Raw genomic sequence first — 22,980 nt, 5'->3', positions numbered from 1 at the left:
GAGACCGAGAAGACGTGAAACGTGCCCCCGGCGGTGACGGCAGCCACCACGGGCCCCGAGCCCGTCACGGTGTAGTCCACCAGGGCCACCGGCTCGGCCCCCGGCAGGGACACCGGCTCGCCGATGTGGGACGCAAAGGACTGGCGCCGGAGCTGGCCCTCGGGGGTCAGCTCCACGACCCCGCCCTCGTGGATCTGCACCTCCCCCTCGGCGAGCGCCAGCCCCACGTCTTCCGGGAGAAAGGAAGCCTCGAAGCCGATCCTGCCGATGCGCACCGTGCCGTCGGCGAAACCCGCGGCGATCTGGCCCCCCAGGGGCCAGAAGGACAGGGCCGTCGGGACCTCCCCCCCGAAGAGCTCCCGCTCCTCCAGGGTGCGCCCGTCGCCCAGGGTGAACACCCGCACCCGGTACCCGCCTCCCAGTCCTTCGAAGCCCAGGAGTTGGTACTCGTCGGTAGCAAGGAACGCCGGGCGCGAGTCCGGCCCGGCGGGAACGGCGATGGCCGACGTCCGGTCGATGCTCTCGGGGCGGAAGAGGGGTACCACCACGGCGGCGAGGAAGAGGAACACCGTGGTGACCGCCAGGATCGTGCCGATGCCCCCCGCGGCGATGAGCACGCGGGCGGTGCGCTCGGCCCAGAAGACCGACCGGCTGGTGCGGCGCTGGCGGGTGCGGCCCGTGAACGGCTTGGGTTGCATGGGGCTCTCGAAGGCAGGCACGGGAGAAGGCTGCCGGGCGGTCTCCGCGGTGGAGAAACCGCCCGGCGGCCGGGGTCTGCGACGGGGCTACTTGGCGATGTCCACGGCCGCGAGCTGCTGCCCGGCGAGGCGGGCAGGCACCGGGTAGTACCCGTCCTTCACCACGGCCTCCTGGCCCTGGCGGCTGAAGATGTAGCGGACGAACTCCCGGCGCAGGGGGTCCAGCGGCGTGCCGGGCTTCTTGTTCAGGTACACGTAGAGGAACCGGGCCAGGGGGTACTCCCCGGTGTAGGCGTTCTCGGCTGCCGCCTCCACGAAGCGGTCGCCTTCCTTCGCGGCCAGGGGTACGGCGCGCACGTCGGCGGTCTTGTACCCGATGCCGCTGTACCCGATGGCGTACTTGTCGCTCGCCACCCCCTGCACCACGGAGGAGCTGCCGGGCTGCTCCTTCACCGAGTCCTTGTAGTCGCCCCCGAAGAGGGACCGCTCCTTGAAGTAGCCGTAGGTGCCGGAGGCGGCGTTGCGGCCGTAGATGCTGATGGGTTTCGAGGCCCACTCCCCGGTGAGGCCCAGGTCGCCCCAGGTGAGGAGGTCCTTCGGGTAGCCGCCCTTGCGGTTCTTGGAGAAGATGGCGTCCACCTGCTGGAGCGTGAGACCCTGGATCGGGTTGTCCTTGTGCACGTAGACCGCGAGCATGTCGATGGAGGTGGCGAGCTCGGTGGGCTTGTAGCCGTAGCGCTTCTCGAAGTCGTCGATCTCCTTGGCCTTCATCTCGCGGCTCATGGGGCCGAAGTGGGCCGTTCCGGCGATGAGGGCCACGGGCGCGGTGGACGAGCCCTTGCCCTCGATCTCGATCTGCACGTTGGGGTAGAACCCGAGGAACCCTTCGGCCCACAGGGTCATCTCGTTGTTCATGCTGTCGGAGCCCACGCTCTTCAAGTTGCCCGAGACGCCCTGGACGGGCGAGTACGCGGGCAGGGCCGGGTCCACGGCCACCTGGGCGGCGGCGGGGCCGGCCAGGAGGGCCGCGGCGGCGGCCAGGACCAAGCGGGGCAGCAGGGTGGTCCATCGTTTCATCGGTACTACCTCCTTCTTTGCGGGGGATGGGCGGGGTGAGGGCACTCCGCCGGGAGGCGGCTGCCACGAGAGGGGAGGATGCCCGAGATGTGTTACGGCCAGGTTACGGTCGGGGGAACGGTTCGTGACGATTGCGGGCCGGGGGGTGTGTGGAAAGAGAAAGCCGCAACCCCCCGCGAGGGCGTTGCGGCCTTCGGTATTTCGAACCGGACGGCGCCCACCGCGCCGGAGTGGGGGGGAGGGGCACGGCCCCTCCCCCGGGGCTGCTGCGGTTCGGGCTACCGCGCAGCGGGGAAGGCCGCGCCGTTCTCGAACAGGAAGGGCCTGCGGGGCATGCCGGGCCGCCAGCCCTCGTAGCTCCACTCGGTGGCGAACTCCACCATCACCTCGTAGATCTGGGTGTTGTCCACGATCCGGGTCCCCGGGTACCAGGCGCCCTCGTACGGCTCGAAGAGGTCCGCCGCCGAACCCTTGACGTAGAGGCTCACGAGCTCGTTGGTGTGGCTTCCCGTGCCGTAGGTGACCCGGGGGGCAACCCCCTCGGCGGGGGCCTGGCCGGTGCGGACGATCTCCTGGGGCAGGGGCAGCTCGCCCACGCTCAGGGGCTCGCCCACCAGGCGCATGTAGCTGTTGCCGTGGTCGCTCGTGACCAGGAGGATCGTGTTCGTCCAGTCGATGGCGTCGCCCGGCCGGTTCACGAAGTCCACTGCGGCCCGCACCGCCTCGTGCAGGTCGTGCATGGTGCCCATCATCCAGGGGTAGTCGTTGGCGTGGTTGGCCCAGTCGATGTCGCCCTGCTCTACCATGAGGAAGAAGCCGTCCTCGTCTTGCCCCAGCACCTGGAGCGCCGCCAGGGTCGCGTCGGCCAGGGGGGGGTTCTCGACCGTGGAGGGCGCCACGGACGGCGCCCCCGGGCTGTGCTGGACCACCGGGGGCTCGAAGTTGCCCCCGCGTCCTCCAAAGAGGCCGAAGAGCTTGCGGCCGCGCTTGGCGGCCTCCTTCGCCCCGGCCAGGAGCGCTGCGCCGCCGTCGCGCCCTTCCTGCCGCTCCACCAGGAGGTACTCGGGGTGCTCCCGCAGGTCCTGGAGGAGGCTCGCGGACAGGTAGGTGGTGTCCCAGCCCGGGTGGCCGCCCCCGATGACCACGTCGGGCCGGGTGTCGTGGACGATCTCGTCGGCGATGCCCCGGCCCGCAAAGCCCGGCCGGCCGGTGTAGTAGTGGTTGCGGTTCACGTTGTGGCTCACGAAGGCCGCCGGGGTGGCGTGGTTGAAGGGCACGGTGCTCACCACGCCGACGGCGGCGCCGCTCTTCTCGCGCAGGAGCTCGGCGATCGTGGTCAGGGCGCCGTCCGCCGGGTCTCCCGAGAGCCAGGCGATGTTGCCGTCGTCGGTCTTGACCCCGGTGGACATCGCGGTGCCCGCCGAAGCCGAGTCGGTGGCGTAGCGGGGTCGGAGGAAGTAGTCGGCGTCGCCCGTGTCGTCGAGCCGGTAGCGCTCGGCGCCGCCCCGGGCCACGTCGTATCCCACCAGGGGGTCGAAGGCGTCGTAGGAGAAGGCCGGCGCGCCCCGGAGCTGCGCATACCGGTTGTAAGTGGTCACGTCCCAGGTGGTCACCGGGACCTCGTAGGGGAACCGGTTCCACAGGAGCCCGAAGTCCTCCCCCGTGAGGTAGCGGCTGTAGGCCACCTCGTGCTCGAGCTGCATACCGTCGCCGATGAAGAGGATCACGTGGCGGGCCTGGGCGGCCGCCTGGGGGGGTACGGCGAGGCCCCTGGCGCCGTTGTTGCTCGTGGCAAGGGCGAGGCCCGGCAGCAGGAGCAGGGCCAGGGCGGCGCCCGCGAGGGCCCGCAGGGTTCTTTTCCTGTCGAAGGTCGATGCCGTCATGGAAGTTCCTCCTCTGTGGGTGGGTGGGGGGTGGGCGAGGAGGAGTTTCCCACCCTCAGGTTACCGGGGGGTGAAGGGGACGTGAAGCCTCGGTGACGCTTGTCCCCTGCTCAGACGGCGGGCTTTCGCAGCACCAGGGCCCCCCACGCCCCCAGGATCTCCTGGTGCACCACCTGGAAGCCGACCCTGCGGGAGCCGTACACCGCCGCCGCGGAGGGGAGCTCGGGGGCGAGCATGCCGGAGAGGAGGAGCAGGCCGCCGGGCGCCACCCGGGCTGCCAGGGCCGGCGCGAGCCCGAGGAGGATCTGGTAGAGGATGTTGGCGGCCACCAGGGGAAACGCGCCCCGGACGCAGCGCAGGTCCCCGCAGACGGCGTGCACGCCTTCGGCAACCCGGTTGGCCCGGGCGTTCTCCAGGGTCGCCCCGACGGCGAGGCCGTCGATGTCGAGGGCCACGGCGCGGGGCACCCCGAGCAGCCGGGCGCCGATGGAGAGGATGCCCGAGCCGCACCCCACGTCGAGGAAGGCGGGGGGCGGGGCCTCGCCGACGGCGTCGTCCAGAAGCGCCAGGCACAGGCGGGTGGTCTCGTGGGTGCCGGTGCCGAAGGCCCGCCCGGGGTCCAGGCGGATCACCCGCACGTTCGGGTCGCCGGGGGCCCAGTCTTCCCAGGTGGGGCACACGGCCAGCCGGGGGGAGACCCGGGCCGGGCGGAAGAAAGCCTTCCAGGCGTCTTCCCAGCCGGGCCGGACTTCCGCCCAGGACCACCGGAGCCCGGGGTCCCCCAGGTCCTCTGCGTACCGCCCCAGGCGGGCCTCCACGCCGGCCCGCTCCTCGGGGCCGAAGTAGACCGTGACGGCGTCCGGCCCCTCCACGGCTCCCCCCGCGCCCCACTCCGTGAGCAGGCACGCCAGCGCCTCCCGCACCGGGGCGGGCCCCTCCACCCGGAGTTCCAGCCACTCCCGTTCCACGGTGCTCATGCCTCTAGGGCGATGCCCTCGAAGGCGGACACCGCTTCCCGGAACGGCTGGGGCACCCGGCGAGGCTGTCGGGCGCGGTAGTCAAATGCGGCGAGGGCGGTGGTGCCCTCCACCGTCAGCTCGCCGCCGCGCTCTACCCGAAACCCCATGGTGAGAGACGTACGCCCCAGGCTCTCGATCCGGACTCCGATCTCGAGGACGTTACCCAAGAACATCTCTGCACGATACCGGGCCCGGGCTTCCAGCACGATCAACCCCAACCCATCTCCCACGTCCCCCTCGGAGTATGGCCCGAGGCGGGCGAGGTAGGCGATCCGTGCGTCCTGGAAGTAGTGGAACACCGCCGCGTTGGAGACGTGGCCCCCGTAGTTGATGTCGCCGATTCTCGCTGAGTAGGGCAGGGTGAAGCGAAACCCTTCCATCGTCTCCTCCTGCGGGCACGGTGCCGGAAGGGGCCGCCGGGAAACCCGCGAAACGACAATACGACGGGGGACCCGGACGGGTCAAACCCGGGTCGGGCAAGACGCTTGACACGCTGTTTGATGTTCGCTAAGGTCTGCCAAACGGTCGGTTGATGAGGAGCACATGGGCGAGCGCAAGCGGTTGCAGCCGGAGTTGCGAAGGCGGCAGATCCTTCAGGCGGCGGTACGCCTCTTCTACGAGGCGGGCTTCGAGGGGGCGAGCCTTAGGGATCTATCGGGGCAGGTCGGGATCAACAAGGCTACCATCTACCACTACTTCGTGAGCAAGGAAGACATCCTCTTCGAGCTCGTCCACCGTATCGGACAGGAACTGCTCGAAGGGGTGCGGGAGGCCTTCCAGCGGGGGGGCGAGCCCGTGCAGGTTCTCGAATCCATGATCCGGTTCCAGATCGGGTACGTGGAGAACCACGTGGAGGAGATCAAGGTCCTGGTAGAGGAGAAGAAGAGCCTTCGGGCCGACTTGCAGCAGACCAGTCTCGACACCGAAGCCGAGATCCTGAGGCTCTACAAAGAGGCGATCCTGCGGTGCCAGGCCGCGGGCGCGGTGCGGCCCCTGCACGCCACCACCGCCGCCTTCGGCATCCTGGGGCAGATCAACTGGCTCTACCACTGGTACAAGCCCGAGGGGCCCCTCACCTTGCGGGAGCTGGCCGACGCGGTGGTGAGCCTGCTCTTCCACGGCCTGCTGCCGTGCACCGACGGCGGGGACGCTTCGTGAAGGTCGCCGTCGTCGGTGCAGGGGTGCTCGGCTCCATCTTCGGGAGCTTGCTCGCCCGGGGAGGGTTCCAGGTCTCCCTGATCGAGATCCTCGAGGAGCGGGTTCGGCTCATCGAGCGCGAAGGGCTGTGGCTCCAGATGCCCGGGGGCGAGAGGGTGCACACCCGGCTCGCGATTACCGCCTCGCCCGTGACCCTGGGGCCCCAGGATCTCGTCATGGTGTGCGTCAAGGGCTACCACACGGCGTCCGCCGCACGGGACGCGGGGCCGCTCATCGGGCCCGAGACCCTGGTGCTCTCAGTGCAGAACGGCCTGGGCAACCTCGAGACCATTGCCGAAGTCGTGGGGCCCGAGCGGGTGATCGGGGGCATCACGGCCCACTCGGGCATGCCGGTGGGCATGAACGAGGTCCGCTACGTGGGGGGGCTGGGCCCGCTGCTCGTCATCGGCCCCTACGACGGGGTGGCGCGACCGGGCTTCGGCCGCCTGGTGGAGGCGCTGCGGGGTGCGGGCCTCGACGTGCACGAGGTGGCCGACATCAACGCGGTCATCTGGAAGAAGCTCATTGCCAACGTGGCCACCAACTGCGTGGCTGCCCTCACCGGTATGACCGGCGGACAGGCCGTGCAGCACCCCCCCACCGTGGAGCTCATCCGGGGCCTCGCCGGGGAGCTCGCCCAGGTGGCCCGCGCCAAGGGAATCCGGCTCGCCGAGCTCGACGATCCGGGCGCCTTTGCCCTCCAGGCCTTTGCCGGCACGCGGGACAACAAGGTCTCCATGCTCCAGGACGTGGAGGCGGGCCGGCCCACGGAGATCGGCAACCTCAACGAGGTCATCATGGCGGAGGGCTCCCGCCTCGGCATCCCCACCCCCTACAACCAGGCGGTTTCCTGGCTGGTGCGCGGGGTGGAGGAGCGAAACCGCCTGCGGCTCGCGGCCATGGAGGCCGAAGGGCGCCGCGGCTAGACGCGATGCGCAGGTGGGACGGGTTGAGGAGGGCCGGCGCCAAGCCGGCCTTCTTGCGCGAGGAGGACCCGTGGACGTCCACGTGGAGTGCTACGCGGGGTACCGGGGCGAGGAGACACCGCGGCGGTTTCACCTGGGTGCCCGCGAGGTGGTCGTGGAGGAGGTCCTCGACCGCTGGCTCGCCCCCGACTACCGGTACTTCAAGGTGCGGGGGGATGACGGCGCCCGGTACATTCTGCGCCACGACGTCGCCTCGGGCCGATGGGCGCTGACCCTCTTCGAGCGCCCGGCCTGAGCTAGGCCCTGTCCCGGACCGTCGCTGCCCGCCCCCCTCTCCCATCGAGATCGGGATCGAAATCGGGATCGCAGTCGGGGTCGATTTCGATCGCGATTTCCATGGCAAGCCCCCCACGCCTCCCCCTTCCCGGCCTCTGTGTTCCTCACTCCCCCGACCTTGGGCCGCCGTTTTGACAGCCTCCGAATCCGCCGCTAGGGTGCCCTCCCCTGGACAGCAGCGCGGGAGGGCGACATGGGTGGAACGGCGGCGGCGGAGGGGATCGACGCCCGCATCCTCGACAGCCTGGGGTGGGGCGTCCTCGTGGTGGGGCGATGGTCCCGAAGGGTGCACCGGTTCAACCGCTGGATGGCCGAGCTCACGGGCATCCGCCCTGAGGACGCCCTGGGCCGGCACGTGGCCGAGGTGTTCGCCTACCTCAAGGGACTCGACCTGGAGGCCCTGGACGAGGAGATCCAGCGCACCGGGAGGTTCGAGGCTCGAAGCCTGCGGCTCGAGCGGCACGGGGGCGAGGTGGTGTACCGGCACGTGCGCGGCGACGTACTGGACGGGGGGGCCGGGGAGGAAGAGGCGGTGGTTGTCAGCGTACAGGACGTGACCGAGCGGGAGCACATGCGGCTGTGCATGGCCCGGTACCTCACCCGGGAGGTGGCGGAGCTGGTCCTCTCCCTGCGCCCCGGCGAGCGGCTCGAGGGCCGGGAGCTCGACGTTGCCGTGCTGGTGGCCGACATGCGCGACTTCACCGACGCCGCCGAGGGGCTCACCCCCGAGGAGCTCTTCGAGACCCTGAACGCATACCTCGGCCCCATGGCCGAAGTGGTGGTGGAGCACCGGGGGATGATCGACAAGTTCATGGGCGACGGCTTCATGGCGGTCTTCGGCGCGCCCTCCCTGACGGGGGGCGAGGCCGAGCGCGCGCTGCGCACCGCGCTGGAGCTCGACGCCACGGTGCGCCGCCTCTCGGCGGAGCGCGCCCGGGCGGGGCTCCCCGGGGTGGGGGTGGGGTACGGGGTCCACTGGGGCACCGCCCAGGCGGGAAACCTGGGGAGCGACCTTAGGATGGAGTACACGGTAGTGGGCGACACCGTAAACCTGGCCCACCGCGTCCAGGCGCTGGCCGGCGCGGGCGAGATCCTGGCCACCCGGGCCGCGGTCAAGGCCGCGGGCGACGGCTTCCAGTGGGGCGAGGGGCGCTGGGTGCGCCTGCGGGGCCGCAAGGCTCCCGTGAAGGTGCAGCCGCTGCTGGGCCGTGAGACGTGAGACGTGAAGCGTGAAACGTGAAGCGGGGTTCCGCCACGTCTCTCATTCCCATTCGTCCCATGGGTCCCATACGTCCCATCTACCCGCCCCCCCGCAACCTACCCCTCGAACAGCGCCGTGGAGAGGTATCGCTCGCCCGAGTCCGGGAGGATCGCGACGATGGTCTTGCCGGCCGATTCGGGGCGGGAGGCCACCTGGACCGCCGCCGCCATGGCGGCGCCGCAGGAGATCCCGGAGACGATCCCCTCCTCCCGGGCGAGCCGGCGGGCGAAGGCAAAGGCCTCCTCGTCGGTGACCTGAAGGACCTCGTCCACCAGGGACAGGTCGAGCACGTCGGGCTTGAAGCCCGCGCCGATGCCCTGGATCTTGTGGGGCCCGGGGGAGCCCCCCGAGAGCACCGGGGATGCCGCGGGCTCCACCGCCACCGACCGGATGGCCTTGCCCTTCTCCGTCTTTATGTAGCGGCTCACGCCCGTGATGGTGCCCCCGGTGCCGACTCCCGCGACGAGGATGTCGATCTTGCCGTCGGTGTCGTTCCAGATCTCCGGCCCGGTGGTGCGAAAGTGGATCTCGGGGTTGGCGGGGTTCTTGAACTGGTTGGGGAGGAACATCCCCTCGGGGTCGGCGTCGGCCATCTCCTGGGCGCGCCGGATGGCGCCCCCCATGCCCTCGCTGCCCGGGGTCAGCATGAGCTCGGCCCCGAGCGCGGCGAGCATCTTTCGGCGCTCCAGGCTCATGGTCTCGGGCATGGTGAGGAGGAGGCGGTACCCCCGGGCGGCGCAGACGAAGGCGAGCGCGATGCCGGTGTTTCCACTCGTGGGCTCCACGACCCGGACGCCCGGCTTGAGCACGCCCCGCTTCTCCGCATCCCAGATCATGCTGGCCCCGATCCGGCACTTGACCGAGTAGGCCGGGTTTCGCCCCTCTACTTTGGCCAGGATCGTCGCGGGGAGACCCAGGGAGATCCGGTTGATCCGAACCAGCGGGGTGTTGCCAATGCTCAGGCTGTTGTCAGCGAAGATGCGCGCCATGTCGTGCTCCTCGTTCGATCGGGCCCCGGTGGAGGCCGGTGTGCCGGGTAGGGCGGTAGGGTAGAGCGGCTCACCCGTCCTGTCAAAAACGGGCAGCACTATTGACTAGAAGAAAAGGGATAAATCTCCCGGGCGTTCCCGTGTGACGCGAATCGCACTGCGGCCGGGCAGGGGGCACCGGGTCTCGCAGATGCCGCAGCCCACGCACCGCTCCTCCACGACCCGGGGCACCTTGACCGGCTTCGAGACTCCCAGGGCGTCGGCACGGACCTCCTCGTGGAAGACGATGGCCTTGGGTGCCGTGGGGCAGTGCTCTTCGCAGACCATGCAGTTTTCCGCTGCCCGGTAGGGAAGGCACCGGTCCTGCTCGAAGACCGCGAGCCCGATGACCGTCGTCTCCTTCTCCCCCTCCTCCAGATATCGGATGGCGCCGGTGGGGCACACCTGTCCGCACAGGCGGCAGTGGTACTCGCAGTAGCCGAGCCGCGGCACGAGCCGGGGGCTCCACAGCCCTCCCAGGCCCGCCTCCAGCAGGGCGGGGTGGAGGGCCCCCTGGGGACAGACCCGCATGCAGGCGCCGCACCGGATGCAGCGCAGGCGAAACTGCGCTTCGTCCACGGCCCCGGGGGGGCGCAGGAAGTCCCACGCTCGCTCCGCCTCCTCGGCCCGAACCCTGGGTCCCAGGGCCAGCAGCGCCCCCGCTCCCGCCGAGGCCAGGAGGGCACGGCGCCCCGGTGAGGCGGGAAGCGACAGGCCGGGGGCGGCGAGCTCGGGCCGGCGGGCGCCGGAAGGACACGCTTGCTCGCACCCGCCGCACTGGAGGCACAGGGAGGGGTCCGCTGCGCCCTCGGGGGCCGCCGCGCCGGTGGGGCAGCGGGCGGCGCACGTGGTACAGGGTCCGCAGCGGTCCGAGCGGCGGCGGCGAAGGGGCGAGAGCCGGGCGCACACCCCCAGGAGCGCGCCCAGGGGGCACAGGCTCGTGCACCAGGTGCGGGGGGCCACCAGCTCCAGGGCCACCACCGCGAGGAACACGAGGGTGGTGAGGCCTGCGAGGAGAAAGGCGGGTCGCCCGAAGGCGAGCACCGGCTCGGCAGCCCGGTAGAGGGTGTCTCCCAGGGCGGCCAGCCTCTCGGAGTCCGAGAGGGAGAGCTGGGCCAGGAGGCCCTTGGCCCCTGCGTCCAGGGCCGGATGGAGGGTCAGGGTGAGGCTTCGCAGGAAAAGGCTCAGGGGATCGAAGAGTCCCAGGAGCGGCAGCCCCAGAACAGTCGCTGCCAGGAGCGCCGCCAGCAGCGCCGGAGCCGTGTGGGCCGGGGGGCGCCAGCTCCCGCGCCGACCGCCCCTCAGGCGGCGCAGCCCGCCCCCCGACAGGTCCAGGGCGGTACCCAGGGGGCAGGCCCACCCGCAGAAGAAACGCCCGAGCAGGGCCGTGAAAACGAGCAGGAGGCCGGCTCCGAGCCACGTCACGGCCCACAGGGAGGCGAGCCCCCCCGCCAGGGCCGCGGCCAGGGCCGCCAGGGGGTCCAGGTGGAAGAAGAGGTGGACGGGCCAGTCCAGGAGTTCCTGGCCCCGATAGGCGGTGCGGGCGAAGAGCGCGAGGAACCCCAGGAGGAGCACCCCCTGGACGCCCCGCCGCAGCGGAAGCTTCACAGGATCTCGATCCGGCCCAGGTCGGCGACCCCCAGGCCCTGCTCGTGGGCCAGGCGCACGTGAGCGATCTGAAAGGGATCGGCCCCGAACTCCCGGGAGCCCCAGGCGTCGGCGGCCACCACGTCGGCCGAGGCGGCCACCAGGTTGGCCGTCCGCACGCCGTCTGTGCCCCCGCCCTGGGGGCCGTTGCGCAGGAGGATGCGGGTGGCGTCCACCACCGTGAGGTGGGAGCGCACCGCCCGATTGAGGTCGACGAGATTCTGGTCGATCCCCTGGTGCACCCGGCCCCGGTTGCCTCCCATGACCCCCATGAGGTTCTTGAGCCCGATGGTGACGTGGGTGAGCCCGTGGTGCTTGAGCACGGGGACGTTGATGAGTACGTCGGCCGCCAGGGCGGGCCGGTAGAGGGGCCAGCGGGAGAGCTCCCGAGCCCCCGGCAGGTCCGTCACCTCGAACCACTCGTCGCGCACGTGCTCGAGCTGCACCGGAGCACGCTCCAGGCCCTCCACCGCGGCGCGGATGCCGCTGCGCTCGTAAGTGCGGCGCCCGTCGTTGCACGTGCGGTCGAAGACCCGCACCTCCCGCGCTCCCGCCTCGACGGCCAAGCGGCACAGCTCGGCGACCACCTCGGGGTGGGTGTTGGCCCCCTCTTCCGGGGTGCGGTCCCAGCCGATGTTGGGCTTCACCACGACCCGGTCTCCCGGTTTCACGAAGCCTCCCATGCCGCCGAGCTTTCCCACGGCTTCCCGGACCAGGGCTGCGGCGTCGGGGCCCCGCGCCACGGCCACGGGTTGGGGGGAGGCGGGGGTCTGGGCACGGGCGCGGCCCGGGCGCAGGAGGGGAAACCCCAGGGGGCCCAGGGCGACGAACCCGAGCTGGGCGAGGCGGGCGAGGAAACGGCGGCGGTTGAGGACGGAGCGGTTCACGGCAGCCTCCCGATCAGATCAGCTTCTTCTCCCGGAGGAACTCCCGGGCGGTCTTGGCCGGTTCTCCCGCACCCGAGAGCCCCCGAAGGACGTCGTCCGAGAGCAGGCCTTCCGTGCGGGCGATGAGCCGGGGCAGGGCGGGGAACTTCTTCAGGGTGTCCTTTCGGGCCACGGGAGCGGCGTCGGCCGGGACCTGCCCGGAGTTTCCGGCGTAGCCCATGCGCGGGAGCCAGACCAGGTTGAGGCGCTCCAGGTAGGTTGCCTTGGCGGCCTGGTAGGCCTCGTCTCCCACCGGCGGGACCGGCAGGCCCAGCCGGGCCAGGGCCGGGCCCGTGAAGTCCACCGCGATGTCGGCGTCGCCGGCGGCGAGCCCCCGATGCAGGGCCTCGGGGTCGGGGTAGTCGGCGATCTTCACGGTGGTTCCGGTGCGCTCGTTGATGAGGATCGCCAGGAGCTGGGCCACCAAGCGCCCCTCGGGGGTCTCCAGGGAGCCGACCACCAGGGTCTTTCCCACACAGGCGGCGGCCGGGAAGGGGGGCAGGGCAAGGCCCAGGAGCAGGGCTGCGGTCAGGGCAAGGTGCAGGAGGATTGATCTCACGGCGGTCTCCCTTGGCGAAGGCGCGGCGGGGAAGGGGCCTTTGTAACCTGGAATCGTTCGCGGTGTCTAGCGTGCCTGGAACCACCGCTTGGTTTGCACGCGGGGTCCGGGAGCCCTTGCGCTCCGCCCCGCAATCCGCGATGTTCGGAGGCGGCGTCTCCGAGGGCACTGGTGCGCCGAGCTTCGCTGGTTTCGGCTGAGCTGCCCCAGTTCGGTCGAAGCGGCACGGGGTTCCTCTCCAGGGCTCCCGGACCCCGCCCCTAGAGTTGGTGGTGGATTTGGGCCCAGTGGGCCCAGTCGACCCGCGCGGGGTGCGAGAATCGGGCCCCGGCAGCGAATCAGCGAGCCCTTCCTTCCCCCGACGCCGGCAGCCGCCGCACCCCCAGGGCCCGCAGGTGCCCGTCCCTTCCCCCCAGGAACACCCGCCCTCCCCGTTCCTCGGGGGTCGAGAGAAAGGGCTCGCCCAGGGACAGGGCATCGCGCTCGAAGCCGGTTTCTCCGTCCAGGAGAACCAGGCGGCCCCCCACCGTGGGCACGGCCAGCAGGCCCGGGGAGGCCTCGGCGGGCCGGGCGCGGACTCCGGCTCCCAGGGGACGGCGCCACAGGACCTGCCCGGTCCCGGCCGCGATGGCCCACAGGGTGCCCGAGTCCTCCCCCTGGTAGAGGACCTCGTCCAGGAGGAGGGGGGGGGCATACCACGCGCCTCCCGCGAGGCGCCGAGTCCAGCGCGCCGTGCCGCCGGCCAGGGCCACGGCGTGGAGGGTTCCGGCCCGGTCCGCCAGGTAGACGGTCTCTTCCCCTACGGCCGGCGCGGAGAGGAGCGGCGCCCCGGCCCTGTAGACCCAGGCGGGCTGGCCCGACACCGGGTCGAGAGCGTAGAGGTTCCCGTCCTGGGACGGAGCGAGGATCAGCGTGCGGGCCCCCGCCCGGGCGGTGCGCAGGTCGGCCCGAAAGGGCCCCCCGGCCGGGAACGACCAGAGGGGCTCCAGGCGCCCCCCCGAGGTCTCGAAGGCCCGCACGGTGCCGGACCAGCCGGCGGCCACCAGGGTGGTGCCGAGGAAGACCGGCCCGGACTGCCGGTGGTCGTCGGCGGGAGAAGGGGCCTCGGCGTGGACGTCGAGCACCTCCAGGCTGCCCCGCCGCAGGAGATACAACCCCCGGTCCCAGCACGCCGCCGCCACGACTCCGGGGCCCAGCGCCGGCGGGGCGTCCACCGCGTCGGGAAGGCTGACCGAGGCGAGGACCGCCCCGTCCAGGAAGCCCAGGCGAAGGAGGGCACCGTTCCAGCTCGCGGCGTAGACGCCCTCGTCGGCGGGTACCGGGGGGGCGTCCACGAACCCCCCGAGCTCCGCGCGCCAGAGCTCCTCCAGGAGGGGCCAGCCCCGGGGACCGGCCTCGGGAGCCGGGGCGAAGGCCGCCAGGATGCGGGCCGCCTCGTTGTCCGGAGCCGCGGCCGGGAGCGCCCCGCCCCAGTCGTTCGTGCCGGCGTCCACCGTGCCCTCGAAGAAGTCTCCCAGGTAGAAGGGCGCTTCGTTGTCCCGAAAGTGATTGGCTTCGAAGGCGGATCCGGCGTCGGCCTCGAAGAGGAAGATCCCGTGGCGGTTGCCCCGGAAGAGGTTGCCCATGACCCGGTTGCGGCAGCGGCGGGAGTTCATGGCCTTGCCCGGGTGCTCCGCGAAGAGGCAGCGCTCCACCTCCACGGCCGACTCCCCGAACCGGGTGCCGTCCACGTTGCGGCGGAAGACCGAGTCCTCCACGCGGCCCCGGGAAAAGTGGGTATGGAGTCCCCGGGTGCTTCCCTCGACGAGGACGTGGGAGAGGTGGAAGGAGCCGAAGTCGATGCGGATCTCCCCCCAGGAGCCCGGCTCGGCGGGGGCGTTCTCGGAGGTGAAGACCACCGGCTCCTCGGGGGTTCCTCGGGCAATCAGCGCGCCCTCGACCCGGAGAGATGCGTCCCCCCAGCCGTCCCCGTCGTCGTCCCGGAAGGCGAAACGCACCACCGTTCCGGGCTCCAGCACGAGCTCGGAGCCCCGGGGAAAGGTGATGTCCTCGGCGATGCGCACCTGGCCCTGCCAGACCGTGCGGCCCGGCGGCGCTTCCGAGCGCGGGCCCCCGGGCGCTCCCGCGCAGCCGAACATGGAAAGGCAAAGGCACAGGGCGACGGCGACACCGGCTCTCACGGCGTCACCTGGAGCACCACGGTGAGGTCCGCGAGGCGTCCGCCCGGGGCGACCTCCAGGGCCGGGCCCCTGGGGCCGCGGTAGAACCCGACCCGCTCCCCCGGGACCGGCGGACCCCCCAGGGCCTCCCGGGCCCCCAGGTACAACAGCCCGGACAGGGGGGTCTCCAGGACGAAACGGCCGTCGGGCCCCGTGGGCTCCGAGACGACGGCGGGGCGGTCCAGGAGGTGGGGGGTCTCGTACAGGCAGGCCCGCACTCCCGCTACCGGCTGTCCGGCTCCGTCGAGGATGCGCCCCTCCAGGCGCGCGAAACGGCCCTGGAAGCGGGACTGCTGCTCCCGCCCCGGTACCTCAACGGTCTCGATGTCCCCGCGGGCGCACTCGCCGGCCCGCAGGAGGAGGGGGAACTCGGGGAGGACGCCGAAGTGGTCTCCCGGTTCCAGTGCCCCGGTCCTGGGCCCCCCGGTGCGCAGCCGGGCGCCCGCGAAGTAGGTGCCCGGGGGCAGGGGGACGGAGTAAGCGCCGTCGCGGCCGGTGGGCTCCGAGAGGGCGTAGCCCGGCCCCCGAAAGCCCCTCGCCGCGTCCAGGTACACGAAGACCTGGGCGCCCGCCACCGGTTTCCCTGCGTCGAGCACCCGGCCTTCCATGCGCTCCTCTCCCGGTTCGCAGGCGGTTCGCGTTACCCCATGGGCCGGTACCAGGGGAAGGTGCACGCCCGTGAGCTGCCCGGCGAGCCGCACGGGGTTGCGCCCGAAGTACGAGAAGAGCTCACCCCGGCGGGCCAGCAGGAGATAGGAGCCGGGCGGCGCCTCCAGGCGGAAGGTCCCATCGGTGCCGCTCACGGCCCGGGCCTCCGGGCGGCCTTCCGGGGCGAGGTGGAAGTGAGGTGCGAAGAGCAAGACCTGGGCGCCTTCGGCCCCTGCCCCTCCCAGGGAGACCTTTCCCTCGAGAAGCACGCGCCCCGGCGCGGAGGGAGGGGCGGATTCGGGAACAGGTCCGGTTCCCGCGCAGCCTGTCAGTGCGACGAGGGCCACAGCGGCGAGCAGGCGCGGAAACGGGGCACGGCGGCGAAGGGCGGGCACGGGACTCCTCACGACAGGGCGAGGCGCAGGAGGCCCAGGAGAGTTGCCCCGCCGAGCCCGATCCCCACGTAGAGCCCGAGCACCCGGGGGCGGAATATGGCGGCCAGGGCCGCCATGGCGGGCAGGCTCGTGACCGGTCCGGCCAGGAGGAAGGCGAGATCTGCCCCCGGCGCGATGCCCTTGGCCTGGAGGCCCGCCAGGATCGGCACCACCGGGATCTGATGCAGGGGCAGGGGCAGGGCCACCGCGCTCGCGGCAAGCACCGAGAGCGGCCCTTCCTGGCCCACGAGCCAGGTGACCCACTGCACCGGCACCAGCACCTGGACCAGGGCCTCGAACACCAGGGCGAGCCCCACCCACAGGCCCACGAAGAGCCCCACGTCGCGGAAGCGGTCGAAGAAGAAGAGGAGCTTGCTCTCCCGGGGGATTACGGCCATGGTGCGCACCCGAAACCCGTTGGTGCACGCGATCTCGTAAGCCGGGGCGAGCTGGCCGTCGGGGGTGTACACGGGCTTGAGGCGGACCAGATTCTCGCCCAGGAGGCCGAGGCGCTCCAGGGCAAGGGTGCCCAGTCCCGCGGCGAGCCCCAGGGCGAGGGCGCCCCCGAGCTTCCACCAGGCAAGGGCCTCCCCCACCCCTCCCCAGGTGAGGACGAACGACGCGGGATCCATCACGGGGCTCGTGATGAGCAGCGCCATGAGGGGCGGGAGCGGCACCCCGGCGAGCGCCATGGGGATCACCACCGGCAGGATGCCGCAGGAGCACAGGGGGCTCAGCGTCCCCACCGCCGTAGCGACGAGGATGCCCCAGACCCCGGCCCGGCCCACGTACTGGCGCACCTTGCGGTCGAGCTGGTAGGTCTTGATCAGGGCGGCCAGCGTCACCCCCAGCAGGGTGAACCAGGCCATCCGGGATGCCTCGGCCCACAGCACGTCGAGGATCGCCCACAGGGTGCCCACGTCAGGGGCCTCCCCCGGCGGACGCCGCCCGCACCGAGACCAGCTCCTCGGCGGGAGCCGCCTCCAGCTCCCGAAGGAGGTCCTCCAGCGCCACGTCTGCCCGGAGCCGCTCCGGAGTGCCCGGCGGCGCGGCCTCGGCTTCGGCTCTCAGCCCACCGTAGGCCTGGCCTCGGGCCAGGGCGTGCTCCGTGAGCTCGGCCTCCACCCCGGAGGCGGAGCCCTCCCGACACAGGAGCAGGCGGTGCTCGCCGCGCCGGTGCACCTGGAGGTTGCCGTTGCCCGCGGTGCAGCCGGTGGCGAGCTGGATGCCGTCCAGGGCGCAGGTCTGGTGACGATAGACGGCGGTCAGGCGCTGCCCCGGCCCCGCCCCCAGGGCCGCCCGGGCGGCGAGCCCCAGGTGCGCCCCGAGGATCGACATGGGGCAGCGGTGGCCGTGGAGGCGGGCAAGGGCCTGGAAGAACCCGGGCTCAAAAGGCGTAGTGGTGGGGGCAGTCATTGCGGTGGAGCTCCCAGTACTTGGCCGTCATGTCGGGGGTGAGCCAGGGGGTGATCTGGCCCAGGGCGGCCTCGAAGTCCTCCCGGCTCACCTGGTCCCGGTCGGCCTTGAGGGCCTCGAGGGTGGCCCGCTTGCAGAGGCTCTCGATGTCCCATCCCACGTACCCTTCGGTGCGCCGTGCCAGCTCGTCCCGGTCCACCGCCGGGTCGAGGCTCGGCATCCGGTTCATGTAGATGTCGAGGATGCCGCGGCGGTCCGCCTCCCGGGGGGGGGGCACGAAGACCTTGCGGTTGAACCGCTTCTTCTCCTTGATGACGGCCTGGTCCACCGTGTCGATGCGGTAGCACGAGCCCATGAGCATCACCCCGGGGTGCCCCACGATCCGGTCTACCTCCTCCACGAAGACCCGGGTGAGCGCCGGGTCGGCGAAGGTGGGGGGGATGCCCCGCAGGTTGCCGGAACCCCACTCGTAGGAGCAGCCGGCCCGGGGGGCGAGCCACTCGCAGTCGGAGACGAAGAGTACGCAGGGGGCCTCGTGCTCGGCGTCGTGGAAGGCGTCGCGTACCTCCCCGGGCTTGCCCAGCATCTCCTGGCCCGAGACGTACACGAAGCTCGCGCCCGCCTCGGTGGCGGCGGCCTCCGCGAGCATGGTGATGCCCACCCCGAGGGGGCCCCACAGCATCACGCCCGCCGGCCGTTCCAGGCCAAGTCGCGCCAGGCGCTCGGGCTTCTGGAGGGGCAGGCAGACCATCTCGCGCAGGGTCTGCTTGACGTCGGCGAACCCCCCCACGTCGTTCCAGGTGAGGCGCGGCGCGCGGACCTCGTAGAAAATCTTGGAGAGCTTGCGGTGCATGGATTCTCCGGCTGCCCGGCTTTCTCCGGGGCTGCAAACGATGGACGGCTTGACGACTGCGCCCTGGTCTCCTACGCTCCCCCGGCAGGCCGCCCGCGGGCAGGTGGCGGCACGAGGAGGCGATCCATGGGCAAGGCATCCGACCAGGTGCTGCGGGACCTCCTGGGGTTGCAGGAGACCCTGTGCCGGCTCTTCGACGAACACGCCGGCCGGGAACGGCGGCAGGGGGAGGCGGGGCCCAGCCCCTGGTCTCCCGCCGTGGACATTTACGAAACCGGCGAGAGCTTCATCCTCGCCGCCGAGCTCCCCGGAATGGCCCAGGACGACATCCACCTGGAGGTCCTGGGCGACCTGCTCGTCCTCCGGGGCGAGCGCCCGCTCCATACGGGCGCCCCCGCCCTGGGTTACCACCGGGTGGAGAGGCCCAACGGCATCTTCCAGCGCACCTTCCGGCTCCCGGCCGGAGTCGACGCCGGGGCGGTGAGCGCCGGCTACCGGGACGGGGTGCTTCGCGTCACCCTGCCCAAACGGATGCCGCCCGGGACGGCAGGGGTCCGGGTTCGGGTGGAGTGACGAGCCTGTTCCCGGGGACCGGGCAGAACCTCAGGCCTCTGCGCGCAGGAGCTGGAGCAGTTGGGTCCGGCTCGATACACCGAGCTTGACGAAGGCCGCCTTGAGGTGGGACTTGACCGTGTGGGGGCTCAGCGAAAGCTCTTGGGCCAGCTCCCGGTTGGTCCGGCCCGAGGCGTAGAAGGCTTCCAGCACCAACGTCTCTTTGCGCGTCAGCCCGTAGCGCGTCGCAATCGACTCCCACGCGGGGCTGCCGTTGCCCGGCGGAGTCCCCCGGTGCAGGACGCGCTCCACGCTTCCCAGGAACTCCTCCACCGGGAAGGGCTTTACCAGGAAGTCGGTGGCGCCCTTTCGCAGGCAGTCCACGGCGGCATCCAGGGTCGCAAACCCGGTAATCACGATCATCCGCGTCGCGAGCCCCTCCGCCCCGATCCTCTCCATCAACTCGGGTCCGCCCATCCCCGGCATGACCAGGTCGGTGACCACCAGGTCGTACCGGCTTGCGCCCAGCCGTTCCCAGGCCTGCGCGCCGTCTTGGGCGGTGTCGATCTCGTAGCCGCAACCCCGGGCAGCCCGCGCGAGGGTCTGGAGGAGGGCCTCTTCGTCGTCCACGAGAAGGATGCGCGCAGGACTCGGGCTCATGGCGGGGTCTGTATCCCTCTGGTCTCGGATGCCCCCCGGCTTGGAGCCCTTCCTACTCCTTCTCGGCTCCGCCGCCAGCCCGGCCCCAGGGGTGGGGAAACGTTCCCCGCAGCTCCTGGTGGGGGGGCCCCGGGGAGCGATGGCACACGAAGCACTGGATTCCCGTCTCCGGGTCTCCCACGGCCTCCCGGGGAGCTGCCTCGGCGAAGACCTGAAGCCGCCTGGCCGGAACCTCCCGGTGGAAGGGCACCTCCCGAAGTTCCCGCAGAACGATGTCCGTGTCCTCTGGAATGCCTCCCTCCCGACCCAGGGCCACCGGGGCGATGCCGACCTCCCACCGCCCCGCGATCGTGTAGCGGTGGCACTGGTCGCACCCCCCGGGTGGAGGGATCTCCCGGGTCACGTGGCCCAGGAGGCACCCGTACGCGAGGAGGAGCGCAGCGGCTGCCGCGGCGGCGACGATTTTCATGGGGCCTCCTTTGGACCGAAGCCTACACAGTCTCCCGGCGGGCTGTCAAAGGCGGCGGGATGGGGGGGGAGGCATGGGGCAGAGGGCGGAGGGCAGGGGGCAGGGGGCAGGGGGCAGGGGGCAGGGCTCAAGTGGTGGGGGGTGGGGGCCGATCCGTGGGGCAGTCTGTCGCGAGCGGGCAGGGGGCGGGCGGGACCGAGAGGGAGAGGGTTCATGATAGAGACAATCCGGCGGAGCATCCCCAAGCGGCGCATCCTCTTCATAGAGAAGGCCTTCCAGTTCCGGTTCATCGCCAAGATGACCGCTCTGGTGGTCGCGGGCACGGCGTTGACCGGGGGGCTCTTGTACCTTCTGGCGGACCAGGAGTTCGGGCGCGCCTTCTACAGCGCCCACTACCAGGCGCGAAGCTCCTGGGAGCTCCTCCTGCCGGCGGTGCTGGTGTCGTCGTTCGCCTCCATGGGGGTGGTGGCCGCCCTGGCCGTGGTCCTCACCCTGTACGACAGCCACCGGATCGGCGGTCCGCTCTACCGCTTCCGCGTGAACCTCAAGGCTGTGGGCGAGGGGGACCTGACCCTGGTGACCCGCCTGCGGGAGGGCGACGAACTCCAGCCCCTGACCGAGGCCATGAACGACATGACACGGGGTCTGCGCGAAAAGCTCCTGGCGGTTCACGAGGCGGCTCGGGAGCTGGAGGACTGGGCGGACGGCCTGGCAGGGGTGGACGAGGCGGACCGCACCCGGGCCGCCAAAGCCTGCGAGGGGCTGCGCCGGGCCCTCGGAGCGTTTCGGTTCGAGCCATGAGAAGACGCCTGGCCGCCGCACTGGCGGCCGTGATGGCCGCAGCGGCGGCAGGGACGGGGGGGGCCGCGTGGGCTGCGGACGACCCCCACGCCTTCCTTGCGGGGGTGGGCCAGTGCCTGCGGTGCCACGTGGACGTTCCCCGCCAGGGCGGGGCTCCGGGCGCCGCCCGGCTCCAGAAGGACGTGGTGAGCCTCTGCCTGGACTGCCATCGGGAAAAGGACCTCTCGACCCTCCACCCGGTGGACATCCGCCCCGGCGCCCGCGTTCCGGCGGACCTGCCCCTGGACGACCACGGCACCATCACCTGCGCCACCTGCCACGACCCCCACGGCCCCTACGAGGCCAACGAGCCCCACGTGGCCGAGGCCCTCTCCCGGCGCGTGCTCTCGCTGCTCACGGGCCGCAAGAAGTACCGCACCTTCTACCTGCGCCGCCAAAACGACAAGGGGCAGCTGTGCCTGGGGTGCCACGACCGTACCCAGCTCGCGACGGAAGGCTTCCACGTGCGGGAGGCGAGCCTGCTCGACCAGTACGTGGGGTCGGAGACCTGCAAGAGCTGCCATTACGAGGTCTACCGGGAGTGGGTCAGGACGCCCCACGCCCGCATGACCCGGGATGCGAAGGCCGATCCGGGCGCCGTGGCCGGCGACTTCGGCCCGGGCGCCCCGTTTTCCCGCGACGAGGTGCGCTACGTGCTGGGGAGCCACTGGACCCAGCGGTACGTGGTGGAAAAAGGGGGCAGGCTCATGGTCAAGGCCCCCATCTGGTCCCTGGTGCTCGGGGAGTGGGATACCACCTACTGGATCGACAAGCCCTGGACCCAGTACTGCCAGGGCTGTCACACCACGGGATTCGAGATGAAGGGGGAGCCGCGTTTCGCCGAACTGGGCGTCGGGTGCGAGGCGTGCCACGGCCCCGGCAGGGCCCACGCCCGCGGCGAGGCTCCCGCGTCCATCGTCAACCCCGCACGCCTGGACCCCGAGCGCCGGCTGATGGTGTGCCAATCGTGTCACACCACCGGCCACGACCGCACGGGTCAGTACCGCTACCCCCTGGGTTACCTGCCGGGGAAGGACCTGACCCGCTACTTCCGAGGCCTGCTTCCCAAGCCCGGCCAGGACAACGCAACCTTTGCCGGGGACGAGTCCTACGAGGACCGGCACCGCCAGTGGCTCTTCTGGGTAGACTCCTTCCTGGATGCCCGGGGCGTGACCTGCGACGTGTGCAAGAACTTCCGAAGCCAGCTCTCCCCCTCGGCCAAGCCCAAGATGTCGGTCTCGGAGTACTGTCTCACGTGCCACCGGAACGACTGGCCCGGAAACGAGCTCCATACGGGCCACCTGGAGCGGGCGGTGCACTGCCAGTCCTGCCACGTTCCCGGTGTAAACCGCAGCGGCACGGGCCACAGCATCCACGATCACAAGTTCCTGTTCGGGGAACCCCAGGGCCCCTCGGGTCTTTCCCCGCGGGAGGCGTGCACCCAGTGCCACCGGACCCTGGCCGCGACGGGGGGGTAGGGGGCGGGAGGGAGAAATCGGCGGGGGGGGGCCTGGGTCCAACCAGGGTGGTAGGCGGGGTCGGGGAGCCCTTCCGCTCCACCGCGCAATCCGCGGTGGTTCGAAGGGACCTCCCCCCAGGGAACGGGTGCGCGGAGCCGAACCTGTGTCCCCAGCGTGCCGCGGGTCGGTCGATGCGGTGCGCGGCTACGCTACAGGGCTCCCCGACCCCGCCCCAAGATTTGGTGGTGGATCCAAGGCCGGAACTCCCTTGCGCGGGGGGGTGGGGTTCCCTAGAGTACCAGGTTCGGATGCACCGGGGGGACTAGAGGAGATGGCGAGATGAGGAAGGGTGTTCTGGCGTTGTGCGTCGCCGCGGCGTTGCTCTGGGCCGGGGTGCCCCCCCAGGCCGGGGCCCTGTGCCTGGAAACCGGGGCCCCGGCCCCCGACTTCGTCCTGGAGGACATGGACGGGAACCCGGTCAAGCTCTCCGATCACCGGGGGAAGGTGGTGTTCCTGGCCTTCTGGGCGTCCTGGTGCCCCCGGTGCATGGAGGAGCTGGCCTTCCTCCAGGGGCTCTACACCGGACTCTCCAAGGACCTGGTGGTGCTGGCGGTCAACCAGGAGACCCAGAACCTCTCCAAGACCCACGTGGCCAGGATCAAGGAGGAGGTCGCGGGGCTGGGGATTCAGTTCCCCATCCTCCTGGACAAGGAGCTCTCGGTCTGGAAGTCCTACTGCATCAACGCGCTTCCCACGAGCGTGATCCTGGACCGTGAGGGCAACGTGCGGTTTGCCGAGCCCAACTATTATTGGGCCAGCCAGAAGAAGTTCCGGGCGGTGCTCGAAGAGCTGGGCGTCACGGCCCGCTGAGG

At 71.4% G+C, this 22,980-nt stretch carries 24 protein-coding genes; 8 read left to right on the top strand and 16 right to left on the bottom strand.

Going from position 1 to position 22,980, the window contains the following annotated elements; genetic code table 11:
- From AB1578_05035 to AB1578_05015, 5 genes are all read right to left on the bottom strand, one after another.
- Positions 1-698: hypothetical protein (locus tag AB1578_05035; GenBank protein ID MEW6487265.1), on the bottom strand; the 698-nt coding region annotated here is incomplete at its 3' end.
- Between the two features lie 87 nt (positions 699-785).
- Positions 786-1,775: a phosphate ABC transporter substrate-binding protein gene (locus tag AB1578_05030; GenBank protein ID MEW6487264.1), complete on the bottom strand. Its 990-nt coding sequence runs from the start codon at positions 1,773-1,775 to the stop codon at positions 786-788.
- A gap of 278 nt (positions 1,776-2,053) precedes the next feature.
- Positions 2,054-3,658, bottom strand: coding sequence for an alkaline phosphatase (locus AB1578_05025; protein MEW6487263.1), 1,605 nt, complete (start codon positions 3,656-3,658; stop codon positions 2,054-2,056).
- A 110-nt stretch (positions 3,659-3,768) separates the two neighbouring features.
- A complete protein-coding gene (locus AB1578_05020) occupies positions 3,769-4,635 on the bottom strand; it encodes a 50S ribosomal protein L11 methyltransferase (protein ID MEW6487262.1) in 867 nt (288 codons plus the stop codon).
- Entirely contained in the window at positions 4,632-5,057 is a 426-nt protein-coding gene (locus tag AB1578_05015) for a thioesterase family protein (GenBank protein ID MEW6487261.1), read from the bottom strand. Before AB1578_05015 ends, AB1578_05020 begins: the two co-directional genes overlap by 4 nt.
- A gap of 163 nt (positions 5,058-5,220) precedes the next feature.
- Between AB1578_05015 and AB1578_05010 the strand changes: the two genes are divergently transcribed.
- From AB1578_05010 to AB1578_04995, 4 genes are all read left to right on the top strand, one after another.
- A complete protein-coding gene (locus AB1578_05010; protein MEW6487260.1) occupies positions 5,221-5,835 on the top strand; it encodes a TetR/AcrR family transcriptional regulator in 615 nt (204 codons plus the stop codon).
- Complete coding sequence (locus AB1578_05005) at positions 5,832-6,800, top strand: 2-dehydropantoate 2-reductase (protein MEW6487259.1); 969 nt, start codon at positions 5,832-5,834, stop codon at positions 6,798-6,800. The genes AB1578_05010 and AB1578_05005 overlap by 4 nt, the downstream gene beginning before the upstream one ends.
- 70 nt (positions 6,801-6,870) lie before the next feature.
- Positions 6,871-7,095, top strand: coding sequence for a hypothetical protein (locus AB1578_05000; GenBank protein ID MEW6487258.1), 225 nt, complete (start codon positions 6,871-6,873; stop codon positions 7,093-7,095).
- 234 nt (positions 7,096-7,329) lie between these two features.
- On the top strand, positions 7,330-8,355 hold the full coding sequence (locus tag AB1578_04995; protein MEW6487257.1) for an adenylate/guanylate cyclase domain-containing protein: 1,026 nt from the start codon (positions 7,330-7,332) through the stop codon (positions 8,353-8,355).
- A 98-nt stretch (positions 8,356-8,453) separates the two neighbouring features.
- On the opposite strand, the gene cysK is transcribed toward AB1578_04995, so the two are convergent.
- From cysK to AB1578_04950, 9 genes are all read right to left on the bottom strand, one after another.
- On the bottom strand, positions 8,454-9,386 hold the full coding sequence (gene cysK / locus AB1578_04990; GenBank protein ID MEW6487256.1) for a cysteine synthase A: 933 nt from the start codon (positions 9,384-9,386) through the stop codon (positions 8,454-8,456).
- A gap of 105 nt (positions 9,387-9,491) precedes the next feature.
- Positions 9,492-11,033 carry a 4Fe-4S binding protein gene (locus AB1578_04985; GenBank protein ID MEW6487255.1) on the bottom strand — a complete coding sequence of 514 codons (1,542 nt, stop codon included), beginning with the start codon at positions 11,031-11,033 and terminating at the stop codon, positions 9,492-9,494.
- A complete protein-coding gene (locus AB1578_04980) occupies positions 11,030-11,959 on the bottom strand; it encodes a DUF362 domain-containing protein (protein MEW6487254.1) in 930 nt (309 codons plus the stop codon). Before AB1578_04980 ends, AB1578_04985 begins: the two co-directional genes overlap by 4 nt.
- Before the next feature lie 13 nt (positions 11,960-11,972).
- Positions 11,973-12,557 (bottom strand): glycine betaine ABC transporter substrate-binding protein, encoded by a 585-nt coding sequence (locus tag AB1578_04975; protein MEW6487253.1) that lies wholly within the window; start codon positions 12,555-12,557, stop codon positions 11,973-11,975.
- Between the two features lie 338 nt (positions 12,558-12,895).
- Positions 12,896-14,737, bottom strand: coding sequence for a PQQ-binding-like beta-propeller repeat protein (locus AB1578_04970; protein MEW6487252.1), 1,842 nt, complete (start codon positions 14,735-14,737; stop codon positions 12,896-12,898).
- The gene (locus tag AB1578_04965) at positions 14,734-15,693 is read right to left on the bottom strand and encodes a carboxypeptidase-like regulatory domain-containing protein (GenBank protein MEW6487251.1); all 960 of its coding nucleotides are present in this window, start codon (positions 15,691-15,693) and stop codon (positions 14,734-14,736) included. The genes AB1578_04970 and AB1578_04965 overlap by 4 nt, the downstream gene beginning before the upstream one ends.
- Positions 15,694-15,827: 134 nt before the next feature.
- Positions 15,828-16,778, bottom strand: a complete 951-nt coding sequence (locus AB1578_04960; GenBank protein MEW6487250.1) for a permease — start codon at positions 16,776-16,778, stop codon at positions 15,828-15,830.
- A 1-nt stretch (position 16,779) separates the two neighbouring features.
- Positions 16,780-17,274: a formylmethanofuran dehydrogenase subunit E family protein gene (locus AB1578_04955; GenBank protein ID MEW6487249.1), complete on the bottom strand. Its 495-nt coding sequence runs from the start codon at positions 17,272-17,274 to the stop codon at positions 16,780-16,782.
- Positions 17,246-18,127 (bottom strand): AAA family ATPase, encoded by an 882-nt coding sequence (locus AB1578_04950; protein ID MEW6487248.1) that lies wholly within the window; start codon positions 18,125-18,127, stop codon positions 17,246-17,248. Before AB1578_04950 ends, AB1578_04955 begins: the two co-directional genes overlap by 29 nt.
- Positions 18,128-18,253: 126 nt before the next feature.
- On the opposite strand from AB1578_04950, the gene AB1578_04945 reads away from it, so the two are divergent.
- Positions 18,254-18,700 (top strand): Hsp20/alpha crystallin family protein, encoded by a 447-nt coding sequence (locus AB1578_04945; protein ID MEW6487247.1) that lies wholly within the window; start codon positions 18,254-18,256, stop codon positions 18,698-18,700.
- Between the two features lie 30 nt (positions 18,701-18,730).
- On the opposite strand, the gene AB1578_04940 is transcribed toward AB1578_04945, so the two are convergent.
- Together AB1578_04940 and AB1578_04935 are read right to left on the bottom strand one after the other, a co-directional pair.
- Positions 18,731-19,339 (bottom strand): response regulator transcription factor, encoded by a 609-nt coding sequence (locus AB1578_04940; GenBank protein MEW6487246.1) that lies wholly within the window; start codon positions 19,337-19,339, stop codon positions 18,731-18,733.
- A gap of 52 nt (positions 19,340-19,391) precedes the next feature.
- Positions 19,392-19,808 (bottom strand): hypothetical protein, encoded by a 417-nt coding sequence (locus tag AB1578_04935; GenBank protein ID MEW6487245.1) that lies wholly within the window; start codon positions 19,806-19,808, stop codon positions 19,392-19,394.
- 213 nt (positions 19,809-20,021) lie between these two features.
- Here AB1578_04935 and AB1578_04930 point away from each other — a divergent pair, with 213 nt between their 5' ends.
- The 3 genes from AB1578_04930 (at position 20,022) to AB1578_04920 (ending at position 22,978) form a co-directional block, all read left to right on the top strand.
- Positions 20,022-20,609 (top strand): methyl-accepting chemotaxis protein, encoded by a 588-nt coding sequence (locus AB1578_04930; protein ID MEW6487244.1) that lies wholly within the window; start codon positions 20,022-20,024, stop codon positions 20,607-20,609.
- On the top strand, positions 20,606-22,126 hold the full coding sequence (locus tag AB1578_04925) for a multiheme c-type cytochrome (protein ID MEW6487243.1): 1,521 nt from the start codon (positions 20,606-20,608) through the stop codon (positions 22,124-22,126). The genes AB1578_04930 and AB1578_04925 overlap by 4 nt, the downstream gene beginning before the upstream one ends.
- Before the next feature lie 321 nt (positions 22,127-22,447).
- Positions 22,448-22,978, top strand: coding sequence for a TlpA disulfide reductase family protein (locus tag AB1578_04920; GenBank protein MEW6487242.1), 531 nt, complete (start codon positions 22,448-22,450; stop codon positions 22,976-22,978).
- Positions 22,979-22,980 lie beyond the last annotated feature (2 nt).

The sequence above is a fragment of the Thermodesulfobacteriota bacterium genome (assembly GCA_040756475.1).
Classification (GTDB): Bacteria; Desulfobacterota; Deferrisomatia; order Deferrisomatales; family JACRMM01; genus JBFLZB01.
This window is presented reverse-complemented; position numbering and strand designations above follow the sequence as displayed.

Bases quoted from the DNA above. Each gene is read 5' to 3' on its own strand.
- AB1578_05030 (MEW6487264.1), bottom strand. From the start codon at position 1,775: ATGAAACGATGGACCACCCTGCTGCCCCGCTTGGTCCTGGCCGCCGCC.
- AB1578_05025 (MEW6487263.1), bottom strand. From the start codon at position 3,658: ATGACGGCATCGACCTTCGACAGGAAAAGAACCCTGCGGGCCCTCGCG.
- AB1578_05020 (MEW6487262.1), bottom strand. From the start codon at position 4,635: ATGAGCACCGTGGAACGGGAGTGGCTGGAACTCCGGGTGGAGGGGCCC.
- AB1578_05015 (MEW6487261.1), bottom strand. From the start codon at position 5,057: ATGGAAGGGTTTCGCTTCACCCTGCCCTACTCAGCGAGAATCGGCGAC.
- AB1578_05010 (MEW6487260.1), top strand. From the start codon at position 5,221: ATGGGCGAGCGCAAGCGGTTGCAGCCGGAGTTGCGAAGGCGGCAGATC.
- AB1578_04995 (MEW6487257.1), top strand. From the start codon at position 7,330: ATGGGTGGAACGGCGGCGGCGGAGGGGATCGACGCCCGCATCCTCGAC.
- cysK (MEW6487256.1), bottom strand. From the start codon at position 9,386: ATGGCGCGCATCTTCGCTGACAACAGCCTGAGCATTGGCAACACCCCG.
- AB1578_04955 (MEW6487249.1), bottom strand. From the start codon at position 17,274: ATGACTGCCCCCACCACTACGCCTTTTGAGCCCGGGTTCTTCCAGGCC.
- AB1578_04950 (MEW6487248.1), bottom strand. From the start codon at position 18,127: ATGCACCGCAAGCTCTCCAAGATTTTCTACGAGGTCCGCGCGCCGCGC.
- AB1578_04945 (MEW6487247.1), top strand. From the start codon at position 18,254: ATGGGCAAGGCATCCGACCAGGTGCTGCGGGACCTCCTGGGGTTGCAG.
- AB1578_04940 (MEW6487246.1), bottom strand. From the start codon at position 19,339: ATGAGCCCGAGTCCTGCGCGCATCCTTCTCGTGGACGACGAAGAGGCC.
- AB1578_04935 (MEW6487245.1), bottom strand. From the start codon at position 19,808: ATGAAAATCGTCGCCGCCGCGGCAGCCGCTGCGCTCCTCCTCGCGTAC.
- AB1578_04930 (MEW6487244.1), top strand. From the start codon at position 20,022: ATGATAGAGACAATCCGGCGGAGCATCCCCAAGCGGCGCATCCTCTTC.
- AB1578_04925 (MEW6487243.1), top strand. From the start codon at position 20,606: ATGAGAAGACGCCTGGCCGCCGCACTGGCGGCCGTGATGGCCGCAGCG.
- AB1578_04920 (MEW6487242.1), top strand. From the start codon at position 22,448: ATGAGGAAGGGTGTTCTGGCGTTGTGCGTCGCCGCGGCGTTGCTCTGG.